This is a genomic window from Flavobacterium sp. HSC-32F16 (assembly GCF_024171645.1).
In the GTDB taxonomy this organism is placed as follows: domain Bacteria; phylum Bacteroidota; class Bacteroidia; order Flavobacteriales; family Flavobacteriaceae; genus Flavobacterium.
Map to the genome: position 1 here is coordinate 109105 of NZ_JALKAC010000010.1, position 23911 is coordinate 133015.

General features: G+C 34.4%; 25 protein-coding genes. 7 read left to right on the forward strand and 18 right to left on the reverse strand.

Annotated elements, in window-relative coordinates:
• Positions 1-3: 3 nt before the first annotated feature.
• The 17 genes from rplE to rpsL form a co-directional block, all read right to left on the reverse strand.
• A complete protein-coding gene (gene rplE, locus L1276_RS21745; protein ID WP_017495015.1) occupies positions 4-555 on the reverse strand; it encodes a 50S ribosomal protein L5 in 552 nt (183 codons plus the stop codon).
• 2 nt (positions 556-557) lie between these two features.
• Positions 558-872: a 50S ribosomal protein L24 gene (gene rplX / locus L1276_RS21750; protein ID WP_253791546.1), complete on the reverse strand. Its 315-nt coding sequence runs from the start codon at positions 870-872 to the stop codon at positions 558-560.
• 11 nt (positions 873-883) lie between these two features.
• Complete coding sequence (rplN, locus tag L1276_RS21755) at positions 884-1252, reverse strand: 50S ribosomal protein L14 (RefSeq protein WP_007803649.1); 369 nt, start codon at positions 1250-1252, stop codon at positions 884-886.
• Between the two features lie 2 nt (positions 1253-1254).
• A complete protein-coding gene (rpsQ, locus tag L1276_RS21760) occupies positions 1255-1515 on the reverse strand; it encodes a 30S ribosomal protein S17 (RefSeq protein ID WP_007803646.1) in 261 nt (86 codons plus the stop codon).
• A 17-nt stretch (positions 1516-1532) separates the two neighbouring features.
• Positions 1533-1724, reverse strand: a complete 192-nt coding sequence (gene rpmC, locus L1276_RS21765; RefSeq protein WP_008464297.1) for a 50S ribosomal protein L29 — start codon at positions 1722-1724, stop codon at positions 1533-1535.
• Between the two features lie 12 nt (positions 1725-1736).
• On the reverse strand, positions 1737-2162 hold the full coding sequence (rplP, locus tag L1276_RS21770) for a 50S ribosomal protein L16 (protein ID WP_017495016.1): 426 nt from the start codon (positions 2160-2162) through the stop codon (positions 1737-1739).
• Between the two features lie 19 nt (positions 2163-2181).
• The gene (rpsC, locus tag L1276_RS21775; protein ID WP_012022487.1) at positions 2182-2940 is read right to left on the reverse strand and encodes a 30S ribosomal protein S3; all 759 of its coding nucleotides are present in this window, start codon (positions 2938-2940) and stop codon (positions 2182-2184) included.
• A gap of 5 nt (positions 2941-2945) precedes the next feature.
• Positions 2946-3359, reverse strand: coding sequence for a 50S ribosomal protein L22 (rplV, locus tag L1276_RS21780; protein WP_007803631.1), 414 nt, complete (start codon positions 3357-3359; stop codon positions 2946-2948).
• A gap of 6 nt (positions 3360-3365) precedes the next feature.
• A complete protein-coding gene (rpsS, locus tag L1276_RS21785) occupies positions 3366-3644 on the reverse strand; it encodes a 30S ribosomal protein S19 (RefSeq protein ID WP_012022488.1) in 279 nt (92 codons plus the stop codon).
• A 6-nt stretch (positions 3645-3650) separates the two neighbouring features.
• Positions 3651-4475: a 50S ribosomal protein L2 gene (gene rplB, locus L1276_RS21790; RefSeq protein WP_035650459.1), complete on the reverse strand. Its 825-nt coding sequence runs from the start codon at positions 4473-4475 to the stop codon at positions 3651-3653.
• A 9-nt stretch (positions 4476-4484) separates the two neighbouring features.
• Positions 4485-4775: a 50S ribosomal protein L23 gene (rplW, locus tag L1276_RS21795; RefSeq protein WP_012022489.1), complete on the reverse strand. Its 291-nt coding sequence runs from the start codon at positions 4773-4775 to the stop codon at positions 4485-4487.
• A 7-nt stretch (positions 4776-4782) separates the two neighbouring features.
• A complete protein-coding gene (gene rplD, locus L1276_RS21800) occupies positions 4783-5412 on the reverse strand; it encodes a 50S ribosomal protein L4 (RefSeq protein WP_056200553.1) in 630 nt (209 codons plus the stop codon).
• A complete protein-coding gene (gene rplC / locus L1276_RS21805; RefSeq protein WP_253791548.1) occupies positions 5412-6029 on the reverse strand; it encodes a 50S ribosomal protein L3 in 618 nt (205 codons plus the stop codon). The genes rplD and rplC overlap by 1 nt, the downstream gene beginning before the upstream one ends.
• Before the next feature lie 406 nt (positions 6030-6435).
• A complete protein-coding gene (gene rpsJ, locus L1276_RS21810) occupies positions 6436-6741 on the reverse strand; it encodes a 30S ribosomal protein S10 (protein ID WP_007803605.1) in 306 nt (101 codons plus the stop codon).
• 11 nt (positions 6742-6752) lie between these two features.
• Complete coding sequence (fusA, locus tag L1276_RS21815) at positions 6753-8909, reverse strand: elongation factor G (RefSeq protein WP_253791550.1); 2157 nt, start codon at positions 8907-8909, stop codon at positions 6753-6755.
• Positions 8910-8919: 10 nt separating this feature from the next.
• On the reverse strand, positions 8920-9396 hold the full coding sequence (gene rpsG, locus L1276_RS21820; protein ID WP_012022493.1) for a 30S ribosomal protein S7: 477 nt from the start codon (positions 9394-9396) through the stop codon (positions 8920-8922).
• Positions 9397-9419: 23 nt separating this feature from the next.
• On the reverse strand, positions 9420-9803 hold the full coding sequence (rpsL, locus tag L1276_RS21825) for a 30S ribosomal protein S12 (protein WP_007136570.1): 384 nt from the start codon (positions 9801-9803) through the stop codon (positions 9420-9422).
• A 183-nt stretch (positions 9804-9986) separates the two neighbouring features.
• On the opposite strand from rpsL, the gene L1276_RS21830 reads away from it, so the two are divergent.
• The 7 genes from L1276_RS21830 (at position 9987) to L1276_RS21860 (ending at position 23353) form a co-directional block, all read left to right on the forward strand.
• Positions 9987-11690 carry a hypothetical protein gene (locus L1276_RS21830; RefSeq protein ID WP_253791553.1) on the forward strand — a complete coding sequence of 568 codons (1704 nt, stop codon included), beginning with the start codon at positions 9987-9989 and terminating at the stop codon, positions 11688-11690.
• Between the two features lie 87 nt (positions 11691-11777).
• Positions 11778-15101, forward strand: coding sequence for a SusC/RagA family TonB-linked outer membrane protein (locus L1276_RS21835; RefSeq protein WP_253791554.1), 3324 nt, complete (start codon positions 11778-11780; stop codon positions 15099-15101).
• 12 nt (positions 15102-15113) lie between these two features.
• Positions 15114-16574: a SusD/RagB family nutrient-binding outer membrane lipoprotein gene (locus L1276_RS21840; RefSeq protein ID WP_253791556.1), complete on the forward strand. Its 1461-nt coding sequence runs from the start codon at positions 15114-15116 to the stop codon at positions 16572-16574.
• Between the two features lie 303 nt (positions 16575-16877).
• Entirely contained in the window at positions 16878-20075 is a 3198-nt protein-coding gene (locus L1276_RS21845) for a SusC/RagA family TonB-linked outer membrane protein (protein WP_253791558.1), read from the forward strand.
• A gap of 18 nt (positions 20076-20093) precedes the next feature.
• Positions 20094-21689: a SusD/RagB family nutrient-binding outer membrane lipoprotein gene (locus L1276_RS21850; protein WP_253791560.1), complete on the forward strand. Its 1596-nt coding sequence runs from the start codon at positions 20094-20096 to the stop codon at positions 21687-21689.
• 86 nt (positions 21690-21775) lie between these two features.
• On the forward strand, positions 21776-22510 hold the full coding sequence (rlmB, locus tag L1276_RS21855) for a 23S rRNA (guanosine(2251)-2'-O)-methyltransferase RlmB (protein WP_253791562.1): 735 nt from the start codon (positions 21776-21778) through the stop codon (positions 22508-22510).
• 42 nt (positions 22511-22552) lie between these two features.
• Positions 22553-23353 (forward strand): DUF2490 domain-containing protein, encoded by an 801-nt coding sequence (locus L1276_RS21860; RefSeq protein WP_253791564.1) that lies wholly within the window; start codon positions 22553-22555, stop codon positions 23351-23353.
• Between the two features lie 3 nt (positions 23354-23356).
• Here the strand turns inward: L1276_RS21860 and L1276_RS21865 are convergent, their stop codons facing one another.
• Entirely contained in the window at positions 23357-23863 is a 507-nt protein-coding gene (locus tag L1276_RS21865; RefSeq protein WP_253791566.1) for a hypothetical protein, read from the reverse strand.
• Between the last annotated feature and the right edge of the window lie 48 nt (positions 23864-23911).

Consider the following 23911-nt stretch of genomic DNA (forward strand, 5'->3'; position numbering starts at 1 on the left):
GTCTTAATTCTTTTTAAAAGGTAATCCTAATTCAGCCAATAATGACTTTGCTTCCTTGTCTGTTTTTGCAGTAGTAACAAATGTAATATCCATTCCTGAAATTTTGTTTACTTTGTCAATATCAATTTCTGGGAAAATGATTTGCTCCAAAACTCCAAGATTGTAGTTACCTCTTCCGTCGAAACCAGTAGCTTTGATACCACTAAAATCTCTTACGCGTGGTAAAGCAGAAGTAATAAGTCTATCTAAAAACTCATACATTCTTTCACCACGTAAAGTAACTTTTGCTCCAATAGGCATCCCTTTTCTCAATTTGAAAGACGCAACGTCTTTCTTTGAAATTGTAGATACTGCTTTTTGTCCAGTGATCTTTGTTAACTCATCAACTGCATAGTCAATAAGTTTTTTATCAGATACAGCTGCACCAACTCCACGGCTCAAAACGATTTTTTCAAGTTTTGGAACTTGCATAACGTTTGTATATCCGAACTCTTCTTTAAGAGCAGAGATTACTCTACTCTTATATTCTTCTTTTAGTCTAGGTGTATATGCCATTACTATAGTACTTGATTAGATTTTTTTGAAAATCTTACTTTCTTATCTCCTTCTACTCTAATACCAACTCTAGTTGTTTCCTTAGTTTTAGGATCAATTAGAGAAATGTTAGAAATTTGAATAGAAGCTTCTTTCTTAACGATACCACCTTGAGGGTTTTTAGCACTTGGTTTTGTATGTTTTGAAACCATGTTTACACCTTCAACTATCGCTTTATTTTTCTCACGGTAAACACGTAAAACCTTACCTTCTTCACCTTTATGGTCTCCAGCAATGACTCTTACGATATCTCCTGATTTTATTTTTAGCTTTATCATCTTAAAACGAATTAAAGCACTTCTGGTGCTAATGATACAATTTTCATGAATTGTTTTTCACGAAGTTCTCTTGCTACCGGACCAAAAACACGTGTTCCTCTCATTTCCCCTGCAGCGTTCAAAAGAACACATGCATTGTCATCGAAACGGATATAAGAACCATCAGCTCTTCTCACTTCTTTTTTGGTACGCACAACAACTGCAGTTGAAACAGCTCCTTTTTTAACGTTACCGTTAGGAGTTGCATCTTTAATAGATACTACAATCTTGTCACCAACAGAGGCATACCTTCTTTTGGTACCTCCTAAAACACGGATAGTTAAAACTTCTTTTGCTCCCGTGTTATCTGCTACTTTTAGTCTTGATTCCTGTTGTACCATAATTATTTAGCTCTTTCTAAGATTTCAACTAATCTCCAACATTTTGTTTTACTTAAAGGACGCGTTTCGCTAATTCTTACAGTATCTCCAATGTTACAGTCGTTTGTTTCGTCGTGTGCAACATATTTCTTAGTTTTCAACACGAACTTACCGTATAACGGGTGTTTTACTTTTCTTACTTCAGCAATAACAATAGATTTATCCATTTTATTTGAAGTAACAACACCTATTCTTTCTTTTCTTAAATTTCTTTTTTCTTCCATCTTTCAGCAGAATACAATTATTGTAACTCTCTTTTAGTTAACTCTGTAGCCAATCTTGCAACTGTTCTTCTAACGCTTCTAATTTGAAGTGGGTTAGCAATTGGAGAAATAGCGTGAGCCATTTTTAGGTCAGCATATACTTTCTTAGTTTGACTAAGCTTTTCTTGCAACTCCGCTGCAGAAAGATCTTTTATTTCTGATTGTTTCATAATAAATATAAATTATGCTTCGAAATCTCTAGCAACGACGAATTTAGTTTTTACTGGAAGTTTCTGAGCTGCAAGACGTAAAGCCTCTTTTGCAACTGATAATGGAACTCCTCCAACTTCAAACATAATTCTTCCTGGTTTAACAACAGCAGCCCAATACTCAACTGCTCCTTTACCTTTACCCATACGTACTTCAAGAGGTTTCTTAGTGATAGGTTTGTCTGGAAATATTTTAATCCATAATTGTCCCTCTCTCTTCATGTAACGAGTTGCAGCAATACGCGCAGCCTCGATTTGACGAGAAGTTAAGAACATTCCATCTTCATGTACAGATTTAATACCAAACATTCCATTTGAAAGTTCATGCCCTCTTTGAGAGTTACCTTTCATTTTACCTTTTTGTACCTTACGGTATTTTGTTCTTTTAGGCTGTAACATTTTTCTTTAGTTTAAAAATTTACTTTCTTTTACGAGCGTCTGGTTTTCCACCTTTATTAAAGTTAGATTTACCTCTAGGGGCATCTCCACCTTTACCACCGCCAGTACCAGATTGTTTTTTATCCATTCCAGCAAGTGGAGAAAGATCTCTCTTTCCATAAACTTCACCTTTCATGATCCATACTTTGATACCCATTCTACCGTAAGTAGTGTGAGCTTCAGCCAAAGCATAGTCAATATCAGCTCTGAAAGTTGATAGAGGAATTCTACCTTCTTTGAAACCTTCTGAACGAGCCATCTCTGCACCATTCAAACGACCAGAAATCAAAACTTTGATACCTTCAGCGTTCATACGCATAGAAGCAGCAATAGCCATTTTGATTGCACGTCTGTAAGAAATACGGCTTTCGATTTGACGAGCGATGCTTGTCGCCACAAGATAAGCATCTAACTCAGGTCTTTTAATTTCAAAGATGTTGATTTGAACCTCTTTGTCAGTAACTTTCTTAAGTTCTTCTTTTAACTTGTCTACCTCTTGTCCACCTTTTCCGATAATGATACCAGGTCTAGCAGTAGTGATAGTAACGGTTACAAGTTTCAAAGTTCTCTCGATGATTACTTTTGATACACTAGCTTTTGATAAACGAGCGTGGATATACTTTCTGATTTTGTGATCTTCGGCAAGTTTATCACCGTAATCATTTCCACCATACCAGTTTGAGTCCCACCCTCTGATGATACCAAGTCTATTTCCAATTGGATTTGTCTTTTGTCCCATGCTGCTTAAGAATTGCTTTGTGTGTTATTGATAGCTCCAAGCACGATTGTTACGTGATTAGAACGTTTTCTTATTCTGTGTGCACGACCTTGTGGAGCTGGACGAAGTCTTTTCAACATCATTCCACCATCTACTCTGATCTCTTTAACAAATAATCCAGCTTCTTCTAAATTACCTTCACTATTTTTTTGCTCCCAGTTGTTGATTGCAGATAACAATAGTTTTTCTAATTTTCTTGAAGCTTCTTTAGAACTGAATCTTAAGATGTTAAGTGCTCTTTCTACCTTCTGACCTCTTACCAAGTCCGCTACTAAGCGCATTTTTCTAGGTGAAGTAGGGCAGTTATTCAATTTTGCGAAAGCAATAGACTTATTAGCCTCTTTTCTCGCATCTGCTGTTTCTCTTTTACGAACTCCCATTGCTTCTTATTTTTTACCTTTATTTTTTGCTCCAGCATGACCTCTAAAAGATCTAGTTGGTGAAAACTCTCCTAATTTGTGACCTACCATGTTTTCTGTTACGTAAACTGGTACAAATTGACGACCGTTATGAACTGCGATAGTTTGTCCAACGAAATCCGGAGTAATCATAGAAGCTCTAGACCAAGTCTTTACTACACTATTTTTACCACTTTCTACGTTTTCCTGAACTTTCTTGTCTAATTTATAATGAACGAAAGGTCCTTTTTTTAATGAACGTGCCATATCTTATTATTTCTTTCTACGTTCTACGATATACTTGTTACTCGGGTTTTTCTTAGAACGAGTTCTGTAACCTTTAGCTGGCAATCCGTTTCTTGAACGTGGGTGCCCTCCAGAAGAACGTCCTTCACCACCTCCCATAGGGTGATCAACTGGGTTCATCGCTACTGGTCTAGTTCTAGGTCTTCTTCCTAACCATCTTGTTCTACCTGCTTTTCCAGATACAACTAATTGGTGGTCAGAATTAGAAACAGCTCCAATTGTAGCCGAACAAGTTAACAAGATCAATCTTGTTTCACCAGATGGCATTTTAATTGTTGCGTATTTCCCGTCTCTTGCCATTAACTGAGCAAAAGTTCCAGCTGAACGAGCAATAACCGCTCCTTGTCCTGGACGTAACTCAATACAAGATATAACAGTTCCAAGAGGAATTCTGCTTAAAGGTAATGTATTACCAATTTCAGGTTGAGATTCTGGACCAGAAACTAATTTCTGACCAACTTTCAATCCGTTTTGAGCAATAACATAAGTTTTCTCTCCATCAGCATAAGCTAACAAAGCGATAAATGCAGTACGATTTGGATCGTATTCGATTGATTTCACTGTAGCTGGAATTCCATCTTTAGTTCTTTTGAAATCAATAATACGATATCTCTGCTTGTGACCACCACCCGTATAACGCATGGTCATCTTTCCTTGACTATTTCTACCTCCAGAGTTTTTTATCGGCGCTATCAAAGAGCGTTCCGGCTTATCAGTTGTAATGGCGTCATAACCATTCACAACTCTAAATCGCTGACCTGGGGTAATAGGTTTTAATTTTCTTACTGACATTTTTCTATCTTAGATATTGTTGTAAAAATCAATTGTTTCTCCTTCTTGTACTTGAACAATTGCTTTTTTGATTGCATTTGTCTTTCCACTGATTAAACCACTTTTAGTGTATTTAGTAGATCTATCTGGTCTCACATTCATTGTATTAACAGAAACGATAGTTACTCCATAAGCAGCCTCAACAGCTTTCTTAATTTGAACTTTGTTTGCTTTTTTGTCAACAACAAATCCGAAGCGGTTTAGAACTTCACTTTCTTTGGTTACTTTTTCAGTTACTATAGGTCTAATTATGATACTCATACTCCTATTATTTACTTAAATTTTCTTCAATTAACTCTAAAGAACCTTCTAAAAGCACCAAATTATTAGTGTTTAATATTGCGTAAGTGCTTAACTCAGAGCTAGTTACGACATTAGAAGCCTTTAAATTGCGTGACGACAAATATACATTTTTATTTGACTCTCCCAACACAAATAGAGATTTTTTATTTTCTAACCCTAAAGCTTTCAAAACGTTAATGAAATTTTTAGTGTTTGGTGCATCAAAATTAAAGTCTTCAAGAACGATAATATTTGACTCTTTTGCTTTGATTGAGAAAGCAGATTTTCTAGCCAATCTTTTCAAGCCTTTATTCAATTTAAATGAATAACTTCTTGGTCTTGGTCCGAAAATTGTTCCACCACCTTTAAACAATGGATTCTTAATACTACCCGCACGAGCCGTACCAGTTCCTTTTTGTTTTTTAATCTTACGCGTACTTCCAGTTACTTCAGCTCTTTCTTTAGCCTTATGAGTACCTTGTCTTTGATTAGCAAGATATTGCTTAACATCAAGATATACAGCGTGATTGTTTGGTTCAATTGCGAATACTGAATCAGAAAGTTGAACTTTTCTACCAGTATCTTTTCCGTTGAAATCTAATACTTTTACTTCCATTACTTCTGAATGATTACGTAAGAGTTTTTATGTCCAGGAACACATCCTTTAATAACAAGTAAGTTCTTTTCAGCAACTACTTTTAAAACTCTAAGGTTTTGTACTTTTACATTATCTCCTCCCATTCTTCCAGCCATACGCATTCCTTTGAATACTCTAGATGGATAAGAAGAAGCTCCCACAGAACCTGGCGCTCTTAAACGGTTATGCTGACCATGAGTAGCTTGCCCAACACCACCAAAACCGTGACGTTTAACAACACCTTGGAAACCTTTACCTTTAGACACACCTTGTACATCTACAAACTCTCCTTCTTCAAAAATAGAAACATCAATAAGATCTCCTAATTTTTGCTCAGTTGCGAAATCTTGGAATTCAACGACTTTTTTCTTAGCAACAGTTCCAGCTTTTTTAAAGTGCCCTAAAGCAGCTTTAGTAGAATGTTTCTCGTTTTTGTCATCGAAACCAAGTTGCAACGCTTCGTACCCGTCAACACCTTTGGTTCTGACTTGGGTAACAACACACGGCCCAGCTTCGATTACTGTACAAGGAATGTTTTTCCCGTTTTCGTCGAAAATACTAGTCATGCCGATTTTTTTACCAATTAACCCAGACATAAATATTAATTATTAATTACTAAAATTCCCTTCAATTTGAAAATAACAGAAATTTCCAAACAGGGAGTGCAAAAGTAGATATTAAAATTGAATATACCAAACAGTTACAAAAATTAAATCGCTCATAATCAAAATCCAAGCCCAAAAACAACAACAAAAACAACTTCAACTATATCAAAATTTAAAATCCAATCCTGAATACCAAAGCAGCCCACCCTTAACAATTACTTAATAAAACCAAAGAGAAAAAACCTCTCACTCCTTTAAAACAAAGAGCTTTACATAATTTTACAAGATTTATAAAATCATAATTATCAAAAGACATACAAACAAAAACCAACTTTACACCACAAAAAAAAGCGAGACATTTCTGACTCGCTTTTTATATAAAAAAATATAAAAAAAATTATACTTTTATCTCTACTTCTACCCCACTTGGCAATTCAAGTTTCATTAAAGCATCAATAGTTTTTGATGAAGATGAATAAATATCAATCAATCTCTTGTATGACATTACTTCAAATTGTTCTCTTGCTTTTTTATTAACGTGCGGAGAACGCAATACAGTGAAAAGTTTTTTGTGAGTTGGTAACGGAATTGGACCTGTTACAACTGCTCCAGTAGTTTTTACTGTTTTCACGATCTTTTCAGCAGACTTATCTACCAACATGTGATCGTAAGATTTTAGTTTTATTCTGATTTTTTGACTCATTTTCTTAAGAATTAAGCGTTACCTTTTGCTTTTTTAATTACAGCTTCTGAAATATTAGAAGGTGTTTCTGCATAGTGAGAAAACTCCATTGTAGAAGTAGCTCTACCAGAAGATAATGTTCTTAATGTTGTTACATATCCAAACATTTCTGATAAAGGCACATCAGCTTTAATAGTTTTAGCACCATTTCTATCACCCATGTCATTAACCTGACCTCTACGACGGTTGATATCACCTACGATATCACCCATGTTTTCTTCCGGTGTAATAACCTCCATTTTCATGATAGGCTCAAGAATAATTGCTCCAGCAGCTTTTGCTACTTCTCTATAACCCATTCTTGCAGCTAATTCAAAAGAAAGAGCATCAGAATCGACAGGGTGGAAAGATCCGTCTGTCAAAGTTACTTTCAAACTATCCACTTGATAACCAGCCAAAGGACCAGTTTTCATAGCTTCACGGAAACCTTTTTCTACAGATGGAATATATTCCTTAGGAACGTTACCACCTTTTACTGCATTAATAAACTGTAATCCTACAGGAACTTTACCATCAACTTCATCAGCTGGCTCAAGTGTAAATACGATATCACCGAATTTACCACGACCCCCTGATTGTTTCTTATAAGTTTCTCTATGCGTTGCAGTTCTTGTAAACGCTTCTTTATATTCAACTTGAGGCTCACCTTGGTTTACTTCAACTTTAAATTCACGTTTCATACGATCCACCAAGATATCCAAGTGAAGCTCACCCATACCTGAGATAATTGTCTGCCCTGAAGCCTCATCTGTTCTAACAGTAAATGTTGGATCCTCTTCAGCTAATTTAGCCAAAGCCATACCCATTTTATCAACGTCAGCTTTAGTCTTAGGCTCAATTGCAATACCAATTACCGGTGCAGGGAATTTCATAGACTCAAGAATAATTGGGTGTTTTTCATCACACAATGTATCTCCAGTTTTAATATCTTTAAATCCAACAGCAGCTCCAATATCTCCAGCCTCAATATATTCGATTGGATTTTGTTTATTAGCGTGCATTTGGTAAATACGAGAAATTCTTTCTTTGTTTCCTGAACGAGTGTTCAAAACATAAGAACCAGCATCTAAACGACCAGAGTAAGCACGGAAGAAAGCTAAACGACCTACAAACGGGTCAGTAGCAATTTTAAATGCCAAAGCAGCGAATGGCTCTTTTACATCTGGCTTACGTAAGATTTTAGTTTGATCTTCTTCTAACAATTCAGCATCATCAGGATGAATTCCCTCGATACCTTCTTTGTCCATTGGAGAAGGCAAATATTTACAAACTGCATCTAACATGAATTGAACTCCTTTGTTTTTAAAAGAAGAACCAGCAATCATCGGAATGATAGCCATATCCATAGTAGCAGCTCTTAAAGCATTATTGATTTCTTCCTCAGTAATAGAGCTTTCATCTTCCATGAATTTCTCTAAAAGATTTTCATCATAGTCAGCAACTGCTTCAATAAGAATAGATCTGTATTCTTTAACTTCCGCAACCATATCAGCAGGAATTTCAACAATATCAAAAGTTGCCCCTTGAGTTGCATCATGCCAAATGATAGCTTGGTTTTTTACTAAATCCACAACACCTTTGAAATCATTTTCTTCACCAATTGGTAAAGTGATTGCAACAGCATTTGATTTCAACATATCACGAACTTGTTGACAAACTGCCAAAAAGTTAGATCCTTGACGGTCCATTTTGTTTACAAATCCCATACGTGGAACTCTGTACTGATCAGCAAGTCTCCAGTTAGTTTCTGACTGAGGCTCAACACCATCAACAGCACTAAACAAGAAAACCAAACCATCAAGCACACGTAAAGAACGGTTTACTTCTACAGTAAAGTCAACGTGTCCAGGAGTATCAATAATATTAAAGTGGTATGGCAATGATTCAGGCAAAAGCTTACCTTGCTCAGTTGGAAAATTCCACTCACAAGTTGTTGCAGCCGAAGTAATTGTAATACCTCTTTCTTGCTCTTGAGCCATCCAGTCCATTGTTGCAGCACCATCATGCACTTCACCAATTTTGTGTGACTTTCCAGTATAAAAAAGGATACGCTCAGTAGTTGTTGTTTTACCAGCATCAATGTGAGCCGCAATCCCGATGTTTCTTGTATATTTTAAATCTCTAGCCATTTCTTACGAATTAAAATCTAAAGTGAGAGAAAGCCTTGTTAGCCTCTGCCATCTTGTGAGTATCCATTCTTTTCTTAACTGCAGCACCTTCTTCTTTAGCAGCAGCTAAACATTCTGAAGCTAAACGCTGTGCCATAGATTTTTCATTTCTTCTTCTTGCATAAAGTATTAACCACTTCATAGCCATAGAAATTTTTCTGTCTGGGCGAATTTGCATTGGAATTTGGAATGTAGCTCCCCCAACTCTACGACTACGCACTTCTACGTGAGGCATAACGTTTGTTAAAGCATCTTTCCAGATTTCTAATGAAGTTTTCTCATCATTTTGCTTTTTAGTTTCAATGATGTCAATTGCATCATAAAATACTTTGAAAGCTGTAGATTTCTTACCGTCCCACATTAAGTTGTTCACAAAACGCGTTACCAATTGGTCATTAAACCTTGGATCTGGTAAAAGTGGTCTTTTCTTTGCCGCTCTTTTTCTCATGTCTTTTTCTTAAAAGTTTTAAATTACTTTTTTGCTTCTTTTGGGCGTTTAGCACCGTACTTAGATCTTCTTTGCGTTCTTCCTGCAACTCCTGACGTGTCAAGCGCTCCACGAACGATATGATATCTAACACCTGGTAAATCTTTTACCCTTCCGCCTCTAACTAATACTATCGAGTGCTCTTGTAAATTGTGTCCTTCTCCAGGGATGTAAGCATTCACTTCATTACCATTTGTCAAACGTACACGCGCAACTTTACGCATTGCAGAGTTTGGTTTTTTTGGTGTAGTAGTGTAAACACGCGTACAAACCCCTCTTCTTTGAGGACAAGAATCTAAAGCAACCGATTTACTCTTCTTAGTTATCTGAGTTCTTCCTGTTCTTACTAATTGTTGAATTGTTGGCATAATTAATACTAAAAATTAATATGATATTAAATTCCCGCTTTTTACGGGGTTGCAAATGTATAAAATAAATTTCACTATGCAAACGTTAATCTATTAATTTTCAACAACATTATTTAATAGTATGTTTTTACAAACAAACAATAGATATTTGCAACATCTTTTAATTAAACAAAACTTTCACTATTGAAACCGTTTTTTCAAACATTATTTTTTCTTTTTATAAGCTATTCAGCTTATACACAAAATTTTTATCTAAAAATAAACGGATCGAACACTTTAGAAAGTAAAACGATAGACTCAGTATTTTATAACACAATTCATCCTAACACAAAATCACTTTTTAACGAGATTAAAAATACTTCAGAAAAACTTTCAAAAGAAGGATACATTGACAACAAAATACTAGACACTAAAAAAATAAATGACAGCACTTATATTTCATTTTTTGACTTAAAAAAGAAAACAAAATACATACATATATATATAGGTAGAAATAATGATGCATTTAATCTGAATAAAAACCAAAATGACACTATAAAAATACCATATAACGAAATTGAGAATTATTTAAACAAAGAAGCATCTAATGCTGAGAAATCTGGTTTTGCTCTCAGCAAAATCAAACTTGAAAACATCAGAAGAAAAAATTCTATAATTTATGCCGATTTAAATCTTAAATCAGAAAAAAAACGAATAGTAAATTCGATAATTTTAAATTACACAAATCAGAGTTCTTCAGATTTTTTTCCGAAAGGACATCTAAAACAACTTAACAAAAAATACCTAAACAAAACATTCAATCAGGAAATCACAAAGCAGCTTTATGATGACATTAATAGTTTTGAATTTGTTTCACAAACAAAATATCCTGAAATTCTTTTCACAAACGACTCCACAAAAATCTACACTTATATAGAAAAGAGAAAAGCCAATACTTTTGACGGCTTTATAGGCTTTTCTAATGATGAAGATAAAAAAGTAACCCTAAATGGCTATTTAGATGTTTTACTAATTAACACTCTTCATGCCGGCGAGCAATTTTCTTTATACTGGAAAAGCGATGGAAACCAACAAAAGACTTTTAACACAAGACTGGAAATCCCTTATATATTTAAAACCTCATTAGCAATAAAAGCTCAATTGAATATTTTCAAACAAGACAGCACTTTTCAAAATACTAAAACCGCTCTTGATTTAGGTTATTATTTAAATTACAATTCCAAAATCTATTTAGGATATCAATCTACAGAGTCAAGCGACATTCAAAACACAAACAATTCAGTCATCAGTGACTTTAATAATTCCTATTTCACATCTTCATATGAATATAAAAAAACTGATTATGAAAATAATTTAATGCCAAAAAAAGCTTTTTTCTATTCCTTAATCGGATTTGGAAAAAGAAATACTAATAACGATCTTGAAACAGCTGGAACAACTAAGCAATTTCAAATAAACTTAAATGCTTTATATAATTTCAAAATCAACAACAAAAACTACATTAATTTAAATTCACAAAATTTCTACCTTAAAAGCAAAAACTATATTACCAACGAATCATTTCGATTTGGAGGCACAAAGTCAATTCGTGGTTTTCTGGAAAACAGTCTTCAAGCAAATTTTACCACATCAATTCTTACAGAATATAGATATGTAGTTTCACCAAGTCTTTACATAAATTCTATATTAGATTATGGTCTTTATCAGGATCTAACGAGTTCCACAAATCCTAAAAAACTTAAAAAAATAATAGGCTTAGGTGTAGGGATATCAATACAAACACTAAACGGAATAATAAATTTAAACCTCACTAATGGAGGAGAAAAAACGTCAGAATTAAATTTATATAACACTATTGTCAATATATGTTATAATGTTAAATTTTAATATTTGTAAAAAAAACATTACCGATTAATAGGTTTCTTAACAAATAATTATGAATTTAGTTTAACTAATTCCAAAATTATTATTAATATGAAACCAAAATGCAACAAGTTTTTAGTACTATTAATAGTACTTATTGCGCAGTTAACCTTTGCGCAAGAAAGAGTTGTTTCGGGAACTGTTACCGATGAATCAGGCTTACCTCTACCAGGTGTAAGTGTCTTATTGAAAGGAACTAATACCGGAACACAAACTGATTTTGATGGGAAATATTCTATCAAGGCTACACCAAATCAGACATTAGTGTTTAGCTATATTGGCATGACAACTCAGGAAATCAATGCAAGCTCAACAAATGTTAATGCAAAACTAACAGGAACAGTGCAACAACTAGAAGGGGTTGTTGTTACTGCCCTAGGTTTATCAAGAGAAAAAAAATCTCTTGGATATGCAACACAAGAAGTTAAAGGAGAGAATTTAGCTGCTGTTAAAAGCGACAACTTTGTAAATGCTATTTCAGGAAAAGTTTCAGGTGTTCAAGTTAAAAGAACAACAAACTTTGGAGGTTCAACCAATATCGTAATTAGAGGTAACTCTTCTCTAACCGGAAACAATCAAGCTTTATTTGTTATTGATGGGGTACCCGTAAGTAATAATAACTCAAACTCAAGAGACCAAGAGCAATCTGGAGCAGGTTTTGACTATGGAAGTGCCGCTTCTGACATTAATCCTGAAGATATCGAGTCAATCAACGTCCTTAAAGGTTCTGCCGCCAGTGCCCTTTATGGATCTAGAGCTGCAAATGGAGTTGTGGTAATAACGACTAAAAAAGGAAACAAAAAAGGCAAAGGCTATTCTGTAACCATAAATTCTGGAATAACTACTGGTTCTGTTGACAAAAGCACTTTCATCAAATACCAAAATCAATATGGCGGTGGTTACGGTCCTTACTATGGTCCAAATGAAGATTCATACTTAGATCTCAAAGACATTAACGGAGACGGAACTTTAGATTATGTGACTCCATTAACCGAAGATGCATCATATGGACAAGCCTTTAATCCAAGTCTGCTGGTATACCAATGGGATGCATTTTATCCGGAATCGCCGAATTATATGAAAGCTACTCCTTGGGTAAATGCAAAAAATGGTCCTATAACTTTCTTTGAAAAACCAATAGCTACCACAAACTCAATCTCTATAGACAAAGGTTTAGAAAATGGATACTTAAGATTAGGTTTTAACAATCTTGATCAAAAAGGTCTTTTACCAAACAGTACACTAAAAAGAAATACTTTTACGTTAAATGGCTCTACACTTATCAATGACCGATTAACAGTATCTGGTTATGGAAATTTTACCAAAACAAGCACAGTAGGACGAAACAGTACCGGATATAATGATAACATCGCTGGTAATTTTAGACAATGGTGGCAAACTAACGTAGACATTAAGTCACTACAGCAAGCTTATCAATTAACGGGAAGAAATATTTCATGGAATCCAAATTCATACACAAACCCAACTCCTATATTTTGGGACAATCCATACTTTCAACGTTATGAAAATTATCAAAACGACAGCAGAAGCAGATTTATTGGTAACGCATCATTAAACTATAAAATCACAAATTGGCTGGATGCTTTCGGAAGAGTTTCTGTAGACACTTACGATGAGCTTCAAGAAGAAAGAAGAGCCATAGGAAGCGTACCCGCAAACTTTGGTATTGGAACCGGCGGTGGTGATGGAAGTACAAATAGAAGTCCGGCATCATCTGGATATTCAAGAAAAAATATTGGGTTTAGCGAGTACAACTATGATTTTATGCTAAACTACAATACTGACATTACTCAAAAATTAAACCTCAAAGGAGTTGTTGGGGTAAACATCAGGAGAAGCTATTATAATTCAATCTTTGCAGCAACAAATGGCGGCTTAAGTATTGCAAAACTTTATTCTCTGCAAAACACAGCAAGTCCTTTATTAGCGCCTATAGAAAGAGACGAAACTATTGGGGTTGATGGTATATATGGAAGTGCATCTTTTGGATATGATGATTATTTATTTCTTGAAGGAACAATTAGAAGAGATCACTCATCAACACTTCCAAAAGAAAACAGTTCCTACTACTACCCTTCTGTATCAACAAGTTTTGTGTTTTCAAAATTCATACAAGCCGATTGGTTTTCATTTGGAAAGCTTAGACTTAATTATGCAGAAGTTGGAAACAGCCCAGGTTTTGACAGAATATTAGACACTTATGCCGTTAACACCGCTTTTGGAGCAGCCTCTGCATCAGTTAAAGACACGAAAAACAATCCGAATCTTAAACCTGAACGCACCAAAAGTTATGAGGCTGGTATTGAACTTTCTTTTTTCAAAAAAAGACTCGGACTTGATTTATCCTATTATAAATCAAATTCTATAGATCAAATCATTCCTTTACGATTAACTTCTTCAACAGGATATCTGTATGAATTGATTAATGCCGGAGAAATAGAAAACAAAGGTATTGAAGTATCCTTAACCGGAACACCAATAAAAACAAGTGATTTTTCTTGGGATATAAATCTTAACTGGGCAAGAAACAGAAACAAAGTATTAAATCTCCTAGAAGGAATAGACAACTTACAATTAGGGTCTTTTCAAGGAGGTGTTACCATTAACGCTGCAGTCGGTCAGCCTTATGGCGTAATTTATGGAACGCAGTATACTTATTTAAACGGTCAAAGAGTCGTTGATCCGTCTAATGGTCAATACATCAAAACTTCAACTTCAGACAATGCTATTGGAAACGCAAATCCAGATTATACTGCCGGTTTAAACAATAAATTTACTTACAAGAATTTCTCTTTGGAATTTTTAATTGATATGCAAAAAGGTGGTCAGATTTTCTCACTAGACCGTTATTATGGTTTAGCAACTGGTTTATATGACGACACTGCATACAATAATGAACTAGGAAATCCTATAAGAGACCCTCTTGCTTTTAACCAATATGACACAGATGGTGTGGGAATTCCTGCCGGAGGATATACTGCTGCTTCGGGGGGATTTATCAATCCGGGAGTTAATCCAGATGGCTCTGTAAACACAACAAGAATTGAGGCCAGCAGATTTGGAGCTCAGGGTTACAGAAGAGGACTTCCAGATGAGGCATTTGTTTATGATGCCAGTTATATAAAATTAAGACAAACCTCTATTTCATATTCATTATCAGAAAAAGTATTAAAAGACACTTTTATAAACGGAATGACAATTAGTATAGTAGGAACAAATCTTTGGATTATTCACAAAAACCTTCCAGATGCTGATCCTGAATCAGGATTAGGAGCTGGTAATTTACAAGGTTACTCAACAGGCTCTTTACCATCAACAAGAGACATTAGCTGTAACATTAAAATCCAATTTTAAAATTAAGAAATCATGAAAAAAATATTTTTCCTTATTTTCACTGCAGCAAGCTTACTATCTTGCTCAGATGACATAGAAAATCTAAACACAAACGAAAAGGATCCTTTGGAAGTTCCAGGTGAAGCTTTATTTACAAGTGCTCAAAAAAGCCTGGTAGACCAAATAACAAGTACCAATGTAAACGACAATGTTTTTAGATTATTAAATCAATATTGGACAGAAACCGTTTACACTGATGAAAGTAATTATGATTTGGTAACAAGAACCATTCCTGAACAACATTGGCAATATCTTTATAAAGATGTTTTAAAAGATTTGGATCAAAGTGCTTCAAACATAACCAATACACCTCTAGGGTTGACAGAAAATCCTTTGGGAAAACAAAACAAATTAGCCATAATAGAGATATTAAATGTTTACACCTACGCAATCTTAGTAGAAACTTTTGGAAATGTTCCTTACTCACAAGCCTTAAATCTTAATTACAAAACACCTAAATACGATGATGGTTTAACAATCTACAAGGATTTAATAACGAGATTAAATAATGCTATTGCAAATCTAAATCCTGCGGGAGGAAGCTTTGGAGATAATGACAGAATTTATGGCGGCAATGTATCAAAATGGATAAAATTTGCCAACACTTTAAAACTGCGAATGGGAATTACTATTTCAGATATTCCTTCTGAAAGTGTTTTGGCCCAGGCTACAGTATCCAGCGCCGCACCAAATGTTTTTACATCAAATGCAGATAACGCTATTTTAAAATATTTAACTGCAACACCAAATACAAATCCTCTATATGTTGATTTAGTAGCAAGCGGACGTTCGGATTTTGTTCCTGCAAATACCCTGGTAGATGCAATGAATACTTTGCAAGATCCGAGACGTGCAAAATATTTCGACAGTAATATGGATGATCCAAATACTCCAGAGATTGAATATATAGGAGGGGTTTATGGAGCAAGTAATTCTTTTGCCAATAAAACACATATTACACCTACGATTCAAGCTCCTGATTTTCCTGGAAAAGTTTTAGATTATTCACAAACAGAATTCCTTTTAGCGGAAGCTGCGGAAAGATCATTATATGGGAGTCCCGCAGATGCAGAAGCCCATTATAATGCCGCGATTACAGCATCAATATTAGATTGGGGAGGAACTCCAGCAGAAGCAACAACATATTTAGCGAATCCTTTAGTTGCATACTCGACTGCAGCTGGAAACTGGAAACAGAAAATAGGAACTCAAATCTGGATTGCTTTGTACAATAATTCATTTGAAGGATATTCATCTTATAGACGCTTAGATTATCCCGTTTTAGTTAAGCCTGCAGATGCAGTATCAGAAATCCCTATGCGCTATACATATCCTATAATAGAACAATCTTTAAATAAGGCAAGTTATACACAAGCAAGCACTGCAATTGGAGGTGATGCTGTAGAAACTAAATTATTTTGGGATAAATTTTAGATATAATATTGCGTTAAGATAAAAACCACCTCCAAAAAGGTGGTTTTTCTGTATAAAAGTTACAGAAAAAACAATTATGGATATGATTTTCCTAAATTTAACATTTCCATTAACAATGATATTTTAAATTATTATCAAATTAGACACTTCTAATTGCGAATATCTAAACAATAACTGTTTTTTAACGCTAAAAAAACAATATCTTATAGTAAAATCATAATTTAACGAAAAAAAAAGCATTTTATATTAGGTAGATTAACAAATTATTAAGATTTTTGTCGAACTAATTCAAAATATTTAAAAATGAAACTAAAGTTCAATGGATTCTTAGTACTTTTATTAGTACTAGTTGCGCAGTTAACTTTCGCGCAAGAAAGAGCTGTTTCAGGAACTGTTTCTGATAATACAGGAATGCCTCTTCCAGGTGTGAGTGTAATAATCAAAGGAACAAAAACTGGAACACAAACAGATTTTGATGGTAAATTCTCTATCAAAGCATCTCCAAGCCAAGTTTTGGTATTTAGCTACATCGGAATGAAAACTCAGGAAGTTGCAGCAAGTTCATCAACTGTAAGCATCAAATTAAAAGATGATTCAGTAGAACTTGGAGAGGTAATTGTAGCGGGAGCTGTAGGTATTAAAAAGAAAAAATCTGCGGTAACATCATCTTACTCTACAGTTAACAATTCAGAATTAAAAGCCGCTTCTAACCCTGACGCTGTGCGTTCATTGGTTGGTAAAGTATCAGGTTTAACAATTAACAGTACTACAAATGGTGTAGGAGGAACAAACTCTATCAGAATTCGTTCTATGTTATCTTTCACAGGTAACACTGAAGCACTTGTAGTTATTGACAACGTTATCTCTAATGCTGATGTATTGGCTTCAATCCCATCTGACATTATCGAAAATGTTACTGTATTAAAAGGTGCTCAAGGAGCTGCTCTTTACGGTTCTCAAGGTAAACAAGGGGTTGTTTTAGTTACAACTAAAAAAGGATCTAAAAACGAAAACCTAACAGTATCTTTCAACTCATCTGCAGATATTGAAAAAGTTAGTTTTGTTCCAGAAAGACAACAAAAATACGGTCAAGGATGGTATAACCTACAAGATCAACAAGAAAATGGTGGATGGGGTCCTTTATTAGATGGATCTTTACAACCAGTTGGTATTCCAGATGCAAATGGTAATTCAATCATAGCACCATATAGCGCTAGAGGGAATGACGAAATCAAAAAATTCTACCAAACTGGTACTATTTTACAAAACAACTTAAACGTTAGCGCCGGTGGAGCTGATGGTTATGTAAACTTAAACTTAGGTAATGTAAGACGTGACTTCATCTTACAAGGAGACGAATTAAACAGAAATACTGTAGTATTAACAGCTGGTAAAAAAATAAATAAATTTACTGTTGGAGGTACATTTACATTTACAAACCAAAGAACAAAACAAGCAAACGTAAATGCTGCTACTTCTCGTTCTGACTATACTCTTTTAACAAACTTGTTACAAGCAGCTTCAAACGTGCCAATTGAACAATTTAAAGACAGAGGATTATACGGATGGAATGGTTATTACCAAAACCCTTACTGGGCAAGAGAAAATAACAGACTTGAAGAAACTAAAAACTTCATCAACTTAGGTCTTAATGCTGGTTATGAAATTAACAAAAACATTGAAATTACTTATACTGGTTCTGTTCAATTAAGAAACACTAATCAAATTTCATACGCAAATCAAGCTATTTCACCAGCTGATGCTGATGGTGGTTTTGATTCACCTTCTGAATTCTTCCAATCTAGTTTAGGATCAACATTCTATTATGGAGATATAATGGCTAACTTCAACTATGATTTATCTGATGCTTTAAAATTAAAGTTCAACATAGGTCAGAACATGCAGTACAATTACAGCAAAAGAATCTCTCAAGGGGGTACAAACTTAGAAATTCCAGGATTATATAACATTTCGAATGTTCTTAATCCAGCGAATCCATCTACTTTAGACAACAGAACAGTTGAAACTAGATCAACAGCAACATTTGCGAACGTTGATTTTAGCTACCAAAACTACTTATTCTTAAACTTAACAGGTCGTTATGAAGGAAATAGTGTGGCTTCAGTAGGAAATCAGTTTTACTTTTATCCATCTGCTGGTTTATCTTACGTAGCAACAAATGCTATCGAATCATTAAAAGACAAGTCTACATTAAGTAACTTAAAATTATATGCTAACTACACACAAGTAGGTTCATTAGATCCGGTAGCTGCTTATGATATTTTAGATTTAGGTTCTATTGCTACAGGTTTCCCTTTTCCAAACACTGGAAACTCTTACAACAATAGTTATTTCCCAACTGACCCAAACATCAAACCAGAAACTTATACTACATACGAAGGTGGTATTAACTTTGGTTTCTTGAATGACAGAATCACATTAGATGTTGCTGGTTACCTTACTAGAACTACAGACTTAATTACAGAGGCATCAACTAGTTCTGCTTCAGGTTTACAAACAAGTAAAACTAATAATGGAGAATTAGAAGGAAAAGGTTTAGAGATTGATTTAGCAGTTATGCCATTCAACACTCCAACATTCAAATGGAATGCAAGACTTTCATATACTTCAAATGATACAAAAGTAATAAGTGCTGGTGAAACTGACAAAGTAGTTATCACTGACGGAGGAAACTCACAAATTAACGGAGACGTATCTGCTGTAAAAGGATTACCTTTCCCTTACATCACTGGTACAGACTGGATGAGAGATTCAGCAGGAAATGTTATTGTTGATGCTCAAGGACGTCCAACTCCAGATGCAACTTTCAAAAACATTGGAAAAGTTACTCCAGATTATATCTTAGGATTAACAAACAGCTTTGAATACAAAGGAGTTGGTTTATCTTTCACAATGGATTACAGAACTGGTCACAGTTTCTTATCTCAAACAAAATACAACTTAACTTGGAATGGTCACTTAGTTGATTCAGGTGATTTCGACAGAAACGTTGGTTTCTTATATCCAGGATCTGTAATTGACAACCCTGCAACAGCAACTGTTGGAGATTACATCCCTAATACAAGTGTTTTAACTGGAGGTTTCTCAAGTTTAACTGGAGCTGCTAACAGAACTCAAGCTTACTTTAACCAAGCTGCAAGTGTAGGTTCTCACAACTTAATTGATGCTACTGCATTTAAAGTTAGAGAGATCGCTTTAAGCTATTCATTCCCTAAAAGAATATTAGAAAAAGCTGGAATCGAAACTTTCAAATTAAGTTTGAATGCTAGAAACCCATTTATCATTTTAGCATCTAGCAACAAAGGATATGCTGATCCTGAAGCTTCTAACCAAGTGAATTCATCAACATCTTCAGCTGCTAAAAACCCTAATGCTAACAGTACTTTAACTAATACCTCAAGAAATGGTCTTGGTTTCATTGGTGATGCTCAATACCCATCAACTCGTACTTTTGGTTTTAGCATAAACACTACATTTTAATACTTAAATAAAAACATTATGAAAAAAATATTTTTCAGCAGTATGTTTGCTTTATTTTTATTTACATCTTGTGAAAACTACCTAGATGTAAACGAAAAGCAATCAAACAGACCTGATTTTGATGCCATCGCACCAAATCAAATGCTTGCGGGAGCTATAAACAATTACACCAATCACCAGTTAAACTCATTATCAACTTATGGTAACAGATTAACATATGTTTGGGGATTAAATAATGGTTTTACTTCTAATGACCCAGCTTGGACATACACTTACGATAGTAACAGTTATCCAGCTCTTTTTGAAAACACATTTCTTTTTGCAGATAACTTTCAAGATATCTTAGACAAAAAAGATTCATATCCTGACTACAAATATCATTTTGGAATCGCTAAAGTTTTCAAAGTAATGTTGATGGATTATGCTACAGCTCTATACGGAGATGTACCTTACTCTGAGGCTTTTAAAAACAATATCACAACTCCTAAATATGATGATGATAAAGTAATCATCCCTGCATTATTTAAGGAATTAGATGAAGCAAGAGCATTTTTTGCTAGTGCAGATGCATCAACTGTTGATTTAGGATCAGAAGATATCGTTTTTAATGGTGATATTGCTCAATGGCAAAAATTCATCAACACTGTTGAGTTAAAACTTGTATTGAGACTATCAAAAACAACAGATGCTACTCTTGTAGCTTTAAGAACTGCTCGTGCTGCTCAATTAAATGCAGCTCAAAACTTTATTAGTGCTGACGTTACAGTTAATCCTGGTTATAACTCAAGTGATACTTCTAAAAGATCTCCATTATACAGATTATATGGTTTAAATGATGCGCTTAGTGACTGGACTTCTGCAAACAGAGCAAATGCTGGTGGTGCTTTCATTATCGATATTTTAAATGGAACTTTGAGCAATACTGACATTAATTCAACTGATGTAGTAGATCCTAGAAGAGCTAGAATGTTTGCTTCAATTCCTGTAACAACTCCTGCAACACCTGGACAAGGTACTTGGATTGGTAACGTACAAGGTCTTTTCCCAACTAATCCAATTTCAAGAATGGGAGGTTTTTACATTGGTCGTGTAGGAAATACTGGTGCAGAAGCAGATGAAAACGGAATGACAAGAGATGCATATTTAATGCAGGCTGCTGAAAGTAAATTTTTACAGGCAGAAGCTATGGAAAGAGGTTACTTAAGCGGAGATGCTCATGCAGCATTTACAGATGCTATTAAGGCTTCATTTAATTTCTACTCTAGACCTTTTGGTAAAGCTGTTGTTTCTACACTTGATGCCAATGCTTACATCGCTGCTACTGATGCTAAAAATGGATTAGGGTGGACAGGTTCTGGAACAAACAAGATTAATGCAATTATTACTCAAAAATATCTTGCATTAGCTCAATGGCATGGAATCGAATTATATATCGACCAACAAAGAACTGGGTATCCTGTAACACCTCTACCTGTAGGAGTTTTACAAACAACTCATCCAAACAGATTAATTTATCCAACATCTGAGTACTCATCAAATAGTGCAAACGTTCCAAACGTTTCAGGTGCAGAAATTTTTACTGTAAATGCAAAAACTCCTTACTACTTACAATAGTAGATAGTAAAAGTTAAAATAATGAAGCAGGCTGTTCAATGAACAGCCTGCTTTTTTTATATAAACAATATAACTATATTTGCTCCATGGAAAAAGAACATCAAATATTTGGCATTAGAGCCATTATAGAAGCAATACAAGCAGGTCAGGAAGTTGATAAAGTATTTATACAAAAAGAGATTTCCAGTGAATTAATGAAAGATTTAATGAAGGTAATGAAACGTGCCAACATTAATTTCTCTTATGTACCTGTTGAAAAATTAAATCGGTTAACTCCAAACAATCATCAGGGTGCGGTTGCTACAATTTCACCAATTGGATTTATCGATATAGAACACCTTGTAGAATCAACTATTGCTTCAGGTTCAAAACCCCTTTTTTTAATTTTAGATCAAATCTCTGACGCAAGAAATTTTGGTGCTATAATCAGAACTGCAGAATGTACTGGTGTAAATGGTATCATTGTCCAAAAAGCAGGTTCGGCACCAGTAAACGGTGACACTGTTAAAACTTCGGCAGGAGCGGTTTTTAATGTGCCTATTTGTAAAGTTGAACACATTAAAGATGCTATTTTCTACTTGCAGGGTTCTGGAATTAAAACGGTAGCCGCGACAGAAAAAACAGATCAAAATATATATGATTTATCATTAAATGAACCATTAGCTATTATAATGGGATCGGAAGATAGAGGAATAAACCCTTCTGTTCTAAAAATTGTTGATGAAAAAGCAAAACTACCAATGTTTGGATCTATAGGATCACTGAATGTGTCTGTTGCCTGCGGTGCCTTTTTATACGAAACTGTCCGCCAAAGAAGTTAAATGACACTAAGAATTAGGATTGACAATTAAATACAATATTTTATGTCTTTAAAACCTAATCATATCATTCTAAAAAACAATGTGTGCTCAATACTTGTAATACTACTATTTACAAGTATTAGCCACGGGCAAACTATACACTACAATCAATTTTGGGGAGAAGTTCAATTTAATAAAACCATAAATAAAAAATGGTCTACTGAACTAAATCTTGGCACTAGTTACAGCAGTACAGAATCATCTCCTCACATATTTGAACAAAACACTCAAAGATCTTTTCGCGGCTGGGGACATTACTATTTGAATTCGCGGTGGAAATTATCTTCTTTTATAGCTTACTACAATAATAAAGATGTTCCGGAAATTGGTCAATTTGAATCTCCAGAATGGAGGTTTGCTCTTCAGGGTATTTATTATTTTCATAAAACCGGATATACACTCAGCACAAGAATGAGAGCTGAACTTCGGCACATGAAAAACGAAGACGATACCTATGAAAACGTTATTCGATACCGGCATCAAATTAAATATATAAAACCAATAAACAGCAAGGTTCTTCGCAGTGGTGTAGTTTATGCTGTAGCTTCAGATGAAATATTTTTAAAATCAGGCACCAAAGTAACCGGGTTGAGTTTTTTTGACAGAAACAGATTAAATCTTGGAGCTGGATATTTATTTTCAGATGATATTCAGCTTGAGATAACGTACGCAAATGAATACCTGCCCAGAGATAACGGAAATCAAATCGTAAATGCAGGTTCACTAACTCTTACTTTCAACAATCTTTTTAAAAATTTGAGCAAAAAACTTTTACATCAAACTCCAACCGAAAATGACGAATAAGTTTTACTTCTCTTCTTTATTTAAAAAGCAGGCCAATTGTTTTACAATTTCGTCTTTATGAAGTTTAAAATTGTAATCACGAATAAACTCTGTACCTTTCATATTTATAGATGCCACAACAGCTTCAAACTTAGAAAAAGCCTCTACATCTTTTGAATCTATTAAATATAAAACCTGCATAACAGAATCATTTTTTATATACTGTGTATCATAATGAGTCAGCTTGTATGCATTTTTATCTGCAAGATATATAACCAAATCATCTGTGATTTTTTTTCCTATCTTTTTTTCTGGAAAAGGAATTGGCCGCAAAGCAACAAAATAACTTTCTTTATCTGTTATAATATTAATTTTCAGAGATTTCGATTTTGTTGTATAAAAAACCTCTGGATCTGAATAATACACCATTGAGCCATCTGCGAGTACTTTATTTTTTATCTCGCATTGTGCAAAAGATTTAGTATTAACTAAAATCAATAAAATCAAAACTGCAAAAAAAAGTGCTTTCATAATCAATAAATGAAATTGAAATGGTCTTTAACAAAATTAAGAATTTAA

What these genes read in the sequence shown, in the direction of transcription:
- L1276_RS21845 (WP_253791558.1), top strand. Translation starts at nt 16,878, where the DNA reads ATGAAACTAAAGTTCAATGGATTCTTAGTACTTTTATTAGTACTAGTT.
- L1276_RS21835 (WP_253791554.1), top strand. Translation starts at nt 11,778, where the DNA reads ATGAAACCAAAATGCAACAAGTTTTTAGTACTATTAATAGTACTTATT.
- rpsS (WP_012022488.1), bottom strand. Translation starts at nt 3,644, where the DNA reads ATGGCACGTTCATTAAAAAAAGGACCTTTCGTTCATTATAAATTAGAC.
- L1276_RS21860 (WP_253791564.1), top strand. Translation starts at nt 22,553, where the DNA reads ATGTCTTTAAAACCTAATCATATCATTCTAAAAAACAATGTGTGCTCA.
- rpmC (WP_008464297.1), bottom strand. Translation starts at nt 1,724, where the DNA reads ATGAAACAATCAGAAATAAAAGATCTTTCTGCAGCGGAGTTGCAAGAA.
- rplE (WP_017495015.1), bottom strand. Translation starts at nt 555, where the DNA reads ATGGCATATACACCTAGACTAAAAGAAGAATATAAGAGTAGAGTAATC.
- rplP (WP_017495016.1), bottom strand. Translation starts at nt 2,162, where the DNA reads ATGTTACAGCCTAAAAGAACAAAATACCGTAAGGTACAAAAAGGTAAA.
- rlmB (WP_253791562.1), top strand. Translation starts at nt 21,776, where the DNA reads ATGGAAAAAGAACATCAAATATTTGGCATTAGAGCCATTATAGAAGCA.
- rplV (WP_007803631.1), bottom strand. Translation starts at nt 3,359, where the DNA reads ATGGGAGTTCGTAAAAGAGAAACAGCAGATGCGAGAAAAGAGGCTAAT.
- L1276_RS21850 (WP_253791560.1), top strand. Translation starts at nt 20,094, where the DNA reads ATGAAAAAAATATTTTTCAGCAGTATGTTTGCTTTATTTTTATTTACA.
- rplW (WP_012022489.1), bottom strand. Translation starts at nt 4,775, where the DNA reads ATGAGTATCATAATTAGACCTATAGTAACTGAAAAAGTAACCAAAGAA.
- rplX (WP_253791546.1), bottom strand. Translation starts at nt 872, where the DNA reads ATGATAAAGCTAAAAATAAAATCAGGAGATATCGTAAGAGTCATTGCT.
- rplC (WP_253791548.1), bottom strand. Translation starts at nt 6,029, where the DNA reads ATGTCTGGGTTAATTGGTAAAAAAATCGGCATGACTAGTATTTTCGAC.
- rplN (WP_007803649.1), bottom strand. Translation starts at nt 1,252, where the DNA reads ATGGTACAACAGGAATCAAGACTAAAAGTAGCAGATAACACGGGAGCA.
- rpsG (WP_012022493.1), bottom strand. Translation starts at nt 9,396, where the DNA reads ATGAGAAAAAGAGCGGCAAAGAAAAGACCACTTTTACCAGATCCAAGG.
- rplD (WP_056200553.1), bottom strand. Translation starts at nt 5,412, where the DNA reads ATGGAAGTAAAAGTATTAGATTTCAACGGAAAAGATACTGGTAGAAAA.
- fusA (WP_253791550.1), bottom strand. Translation starts at nt 8,909, where the DNA reads ATGGCTAGAGATTTAAAATATACAAGAAACATCGGGATTGCGGCTCAC.
- rpsQ (WP_007803646.1), bottom strand. Translation starts at nt 1,515, where the DNA reads ATGGAAGAAAAAAGAAATTTAAGAAAAGAAAGAATAGGTGTTGTTACT.
- L1276_RS21865 (WP_253791566.1), bottom strand. Translation starts at nt 23,863, where the DNA reads ATGAAAGCACTTTTTTTTGCAGTTTTGATTTTATTGATTTTAGTTAAT.
- rplB (WP_035650459.1), bottom strand. Translation starts at nt 4,475, where the DNA reads ATGTCAGTAAGAAAATTAAAACCTATTACCCCAGGTCAGCGATTTAGA.
- rpsJ (WP_007803605.1), bottom strand. Translation starts at nt 6,741, where the DNA reads ATGAGTCAAAAAATCAGAATAAAACTAAAATCTTACGATCACATGTTG.
- rpsL (WP_007136570.1), bottom strand. Translation starts at nt 9,803, where the DNA reads ATGCCAACAATTCAACAATTAGTAAGAACAGGAAGAACTCAGATAACT.
- rpsC (WP_012022487.1), bottom strand. Translation starts at nt 2,940, where the DNA reads ATGGGACAAAAGACAAATCCAATTGGAAATAGACTTGGTATCATCAGA.
- L1276_RS21840 (WP_253791556.1), top strand. Translation starts at nt 15,114, where the DNA reads ATGAAAAAAATATTTTTCCTTATTTTCACTGCAGCAAGCTTACTATCT.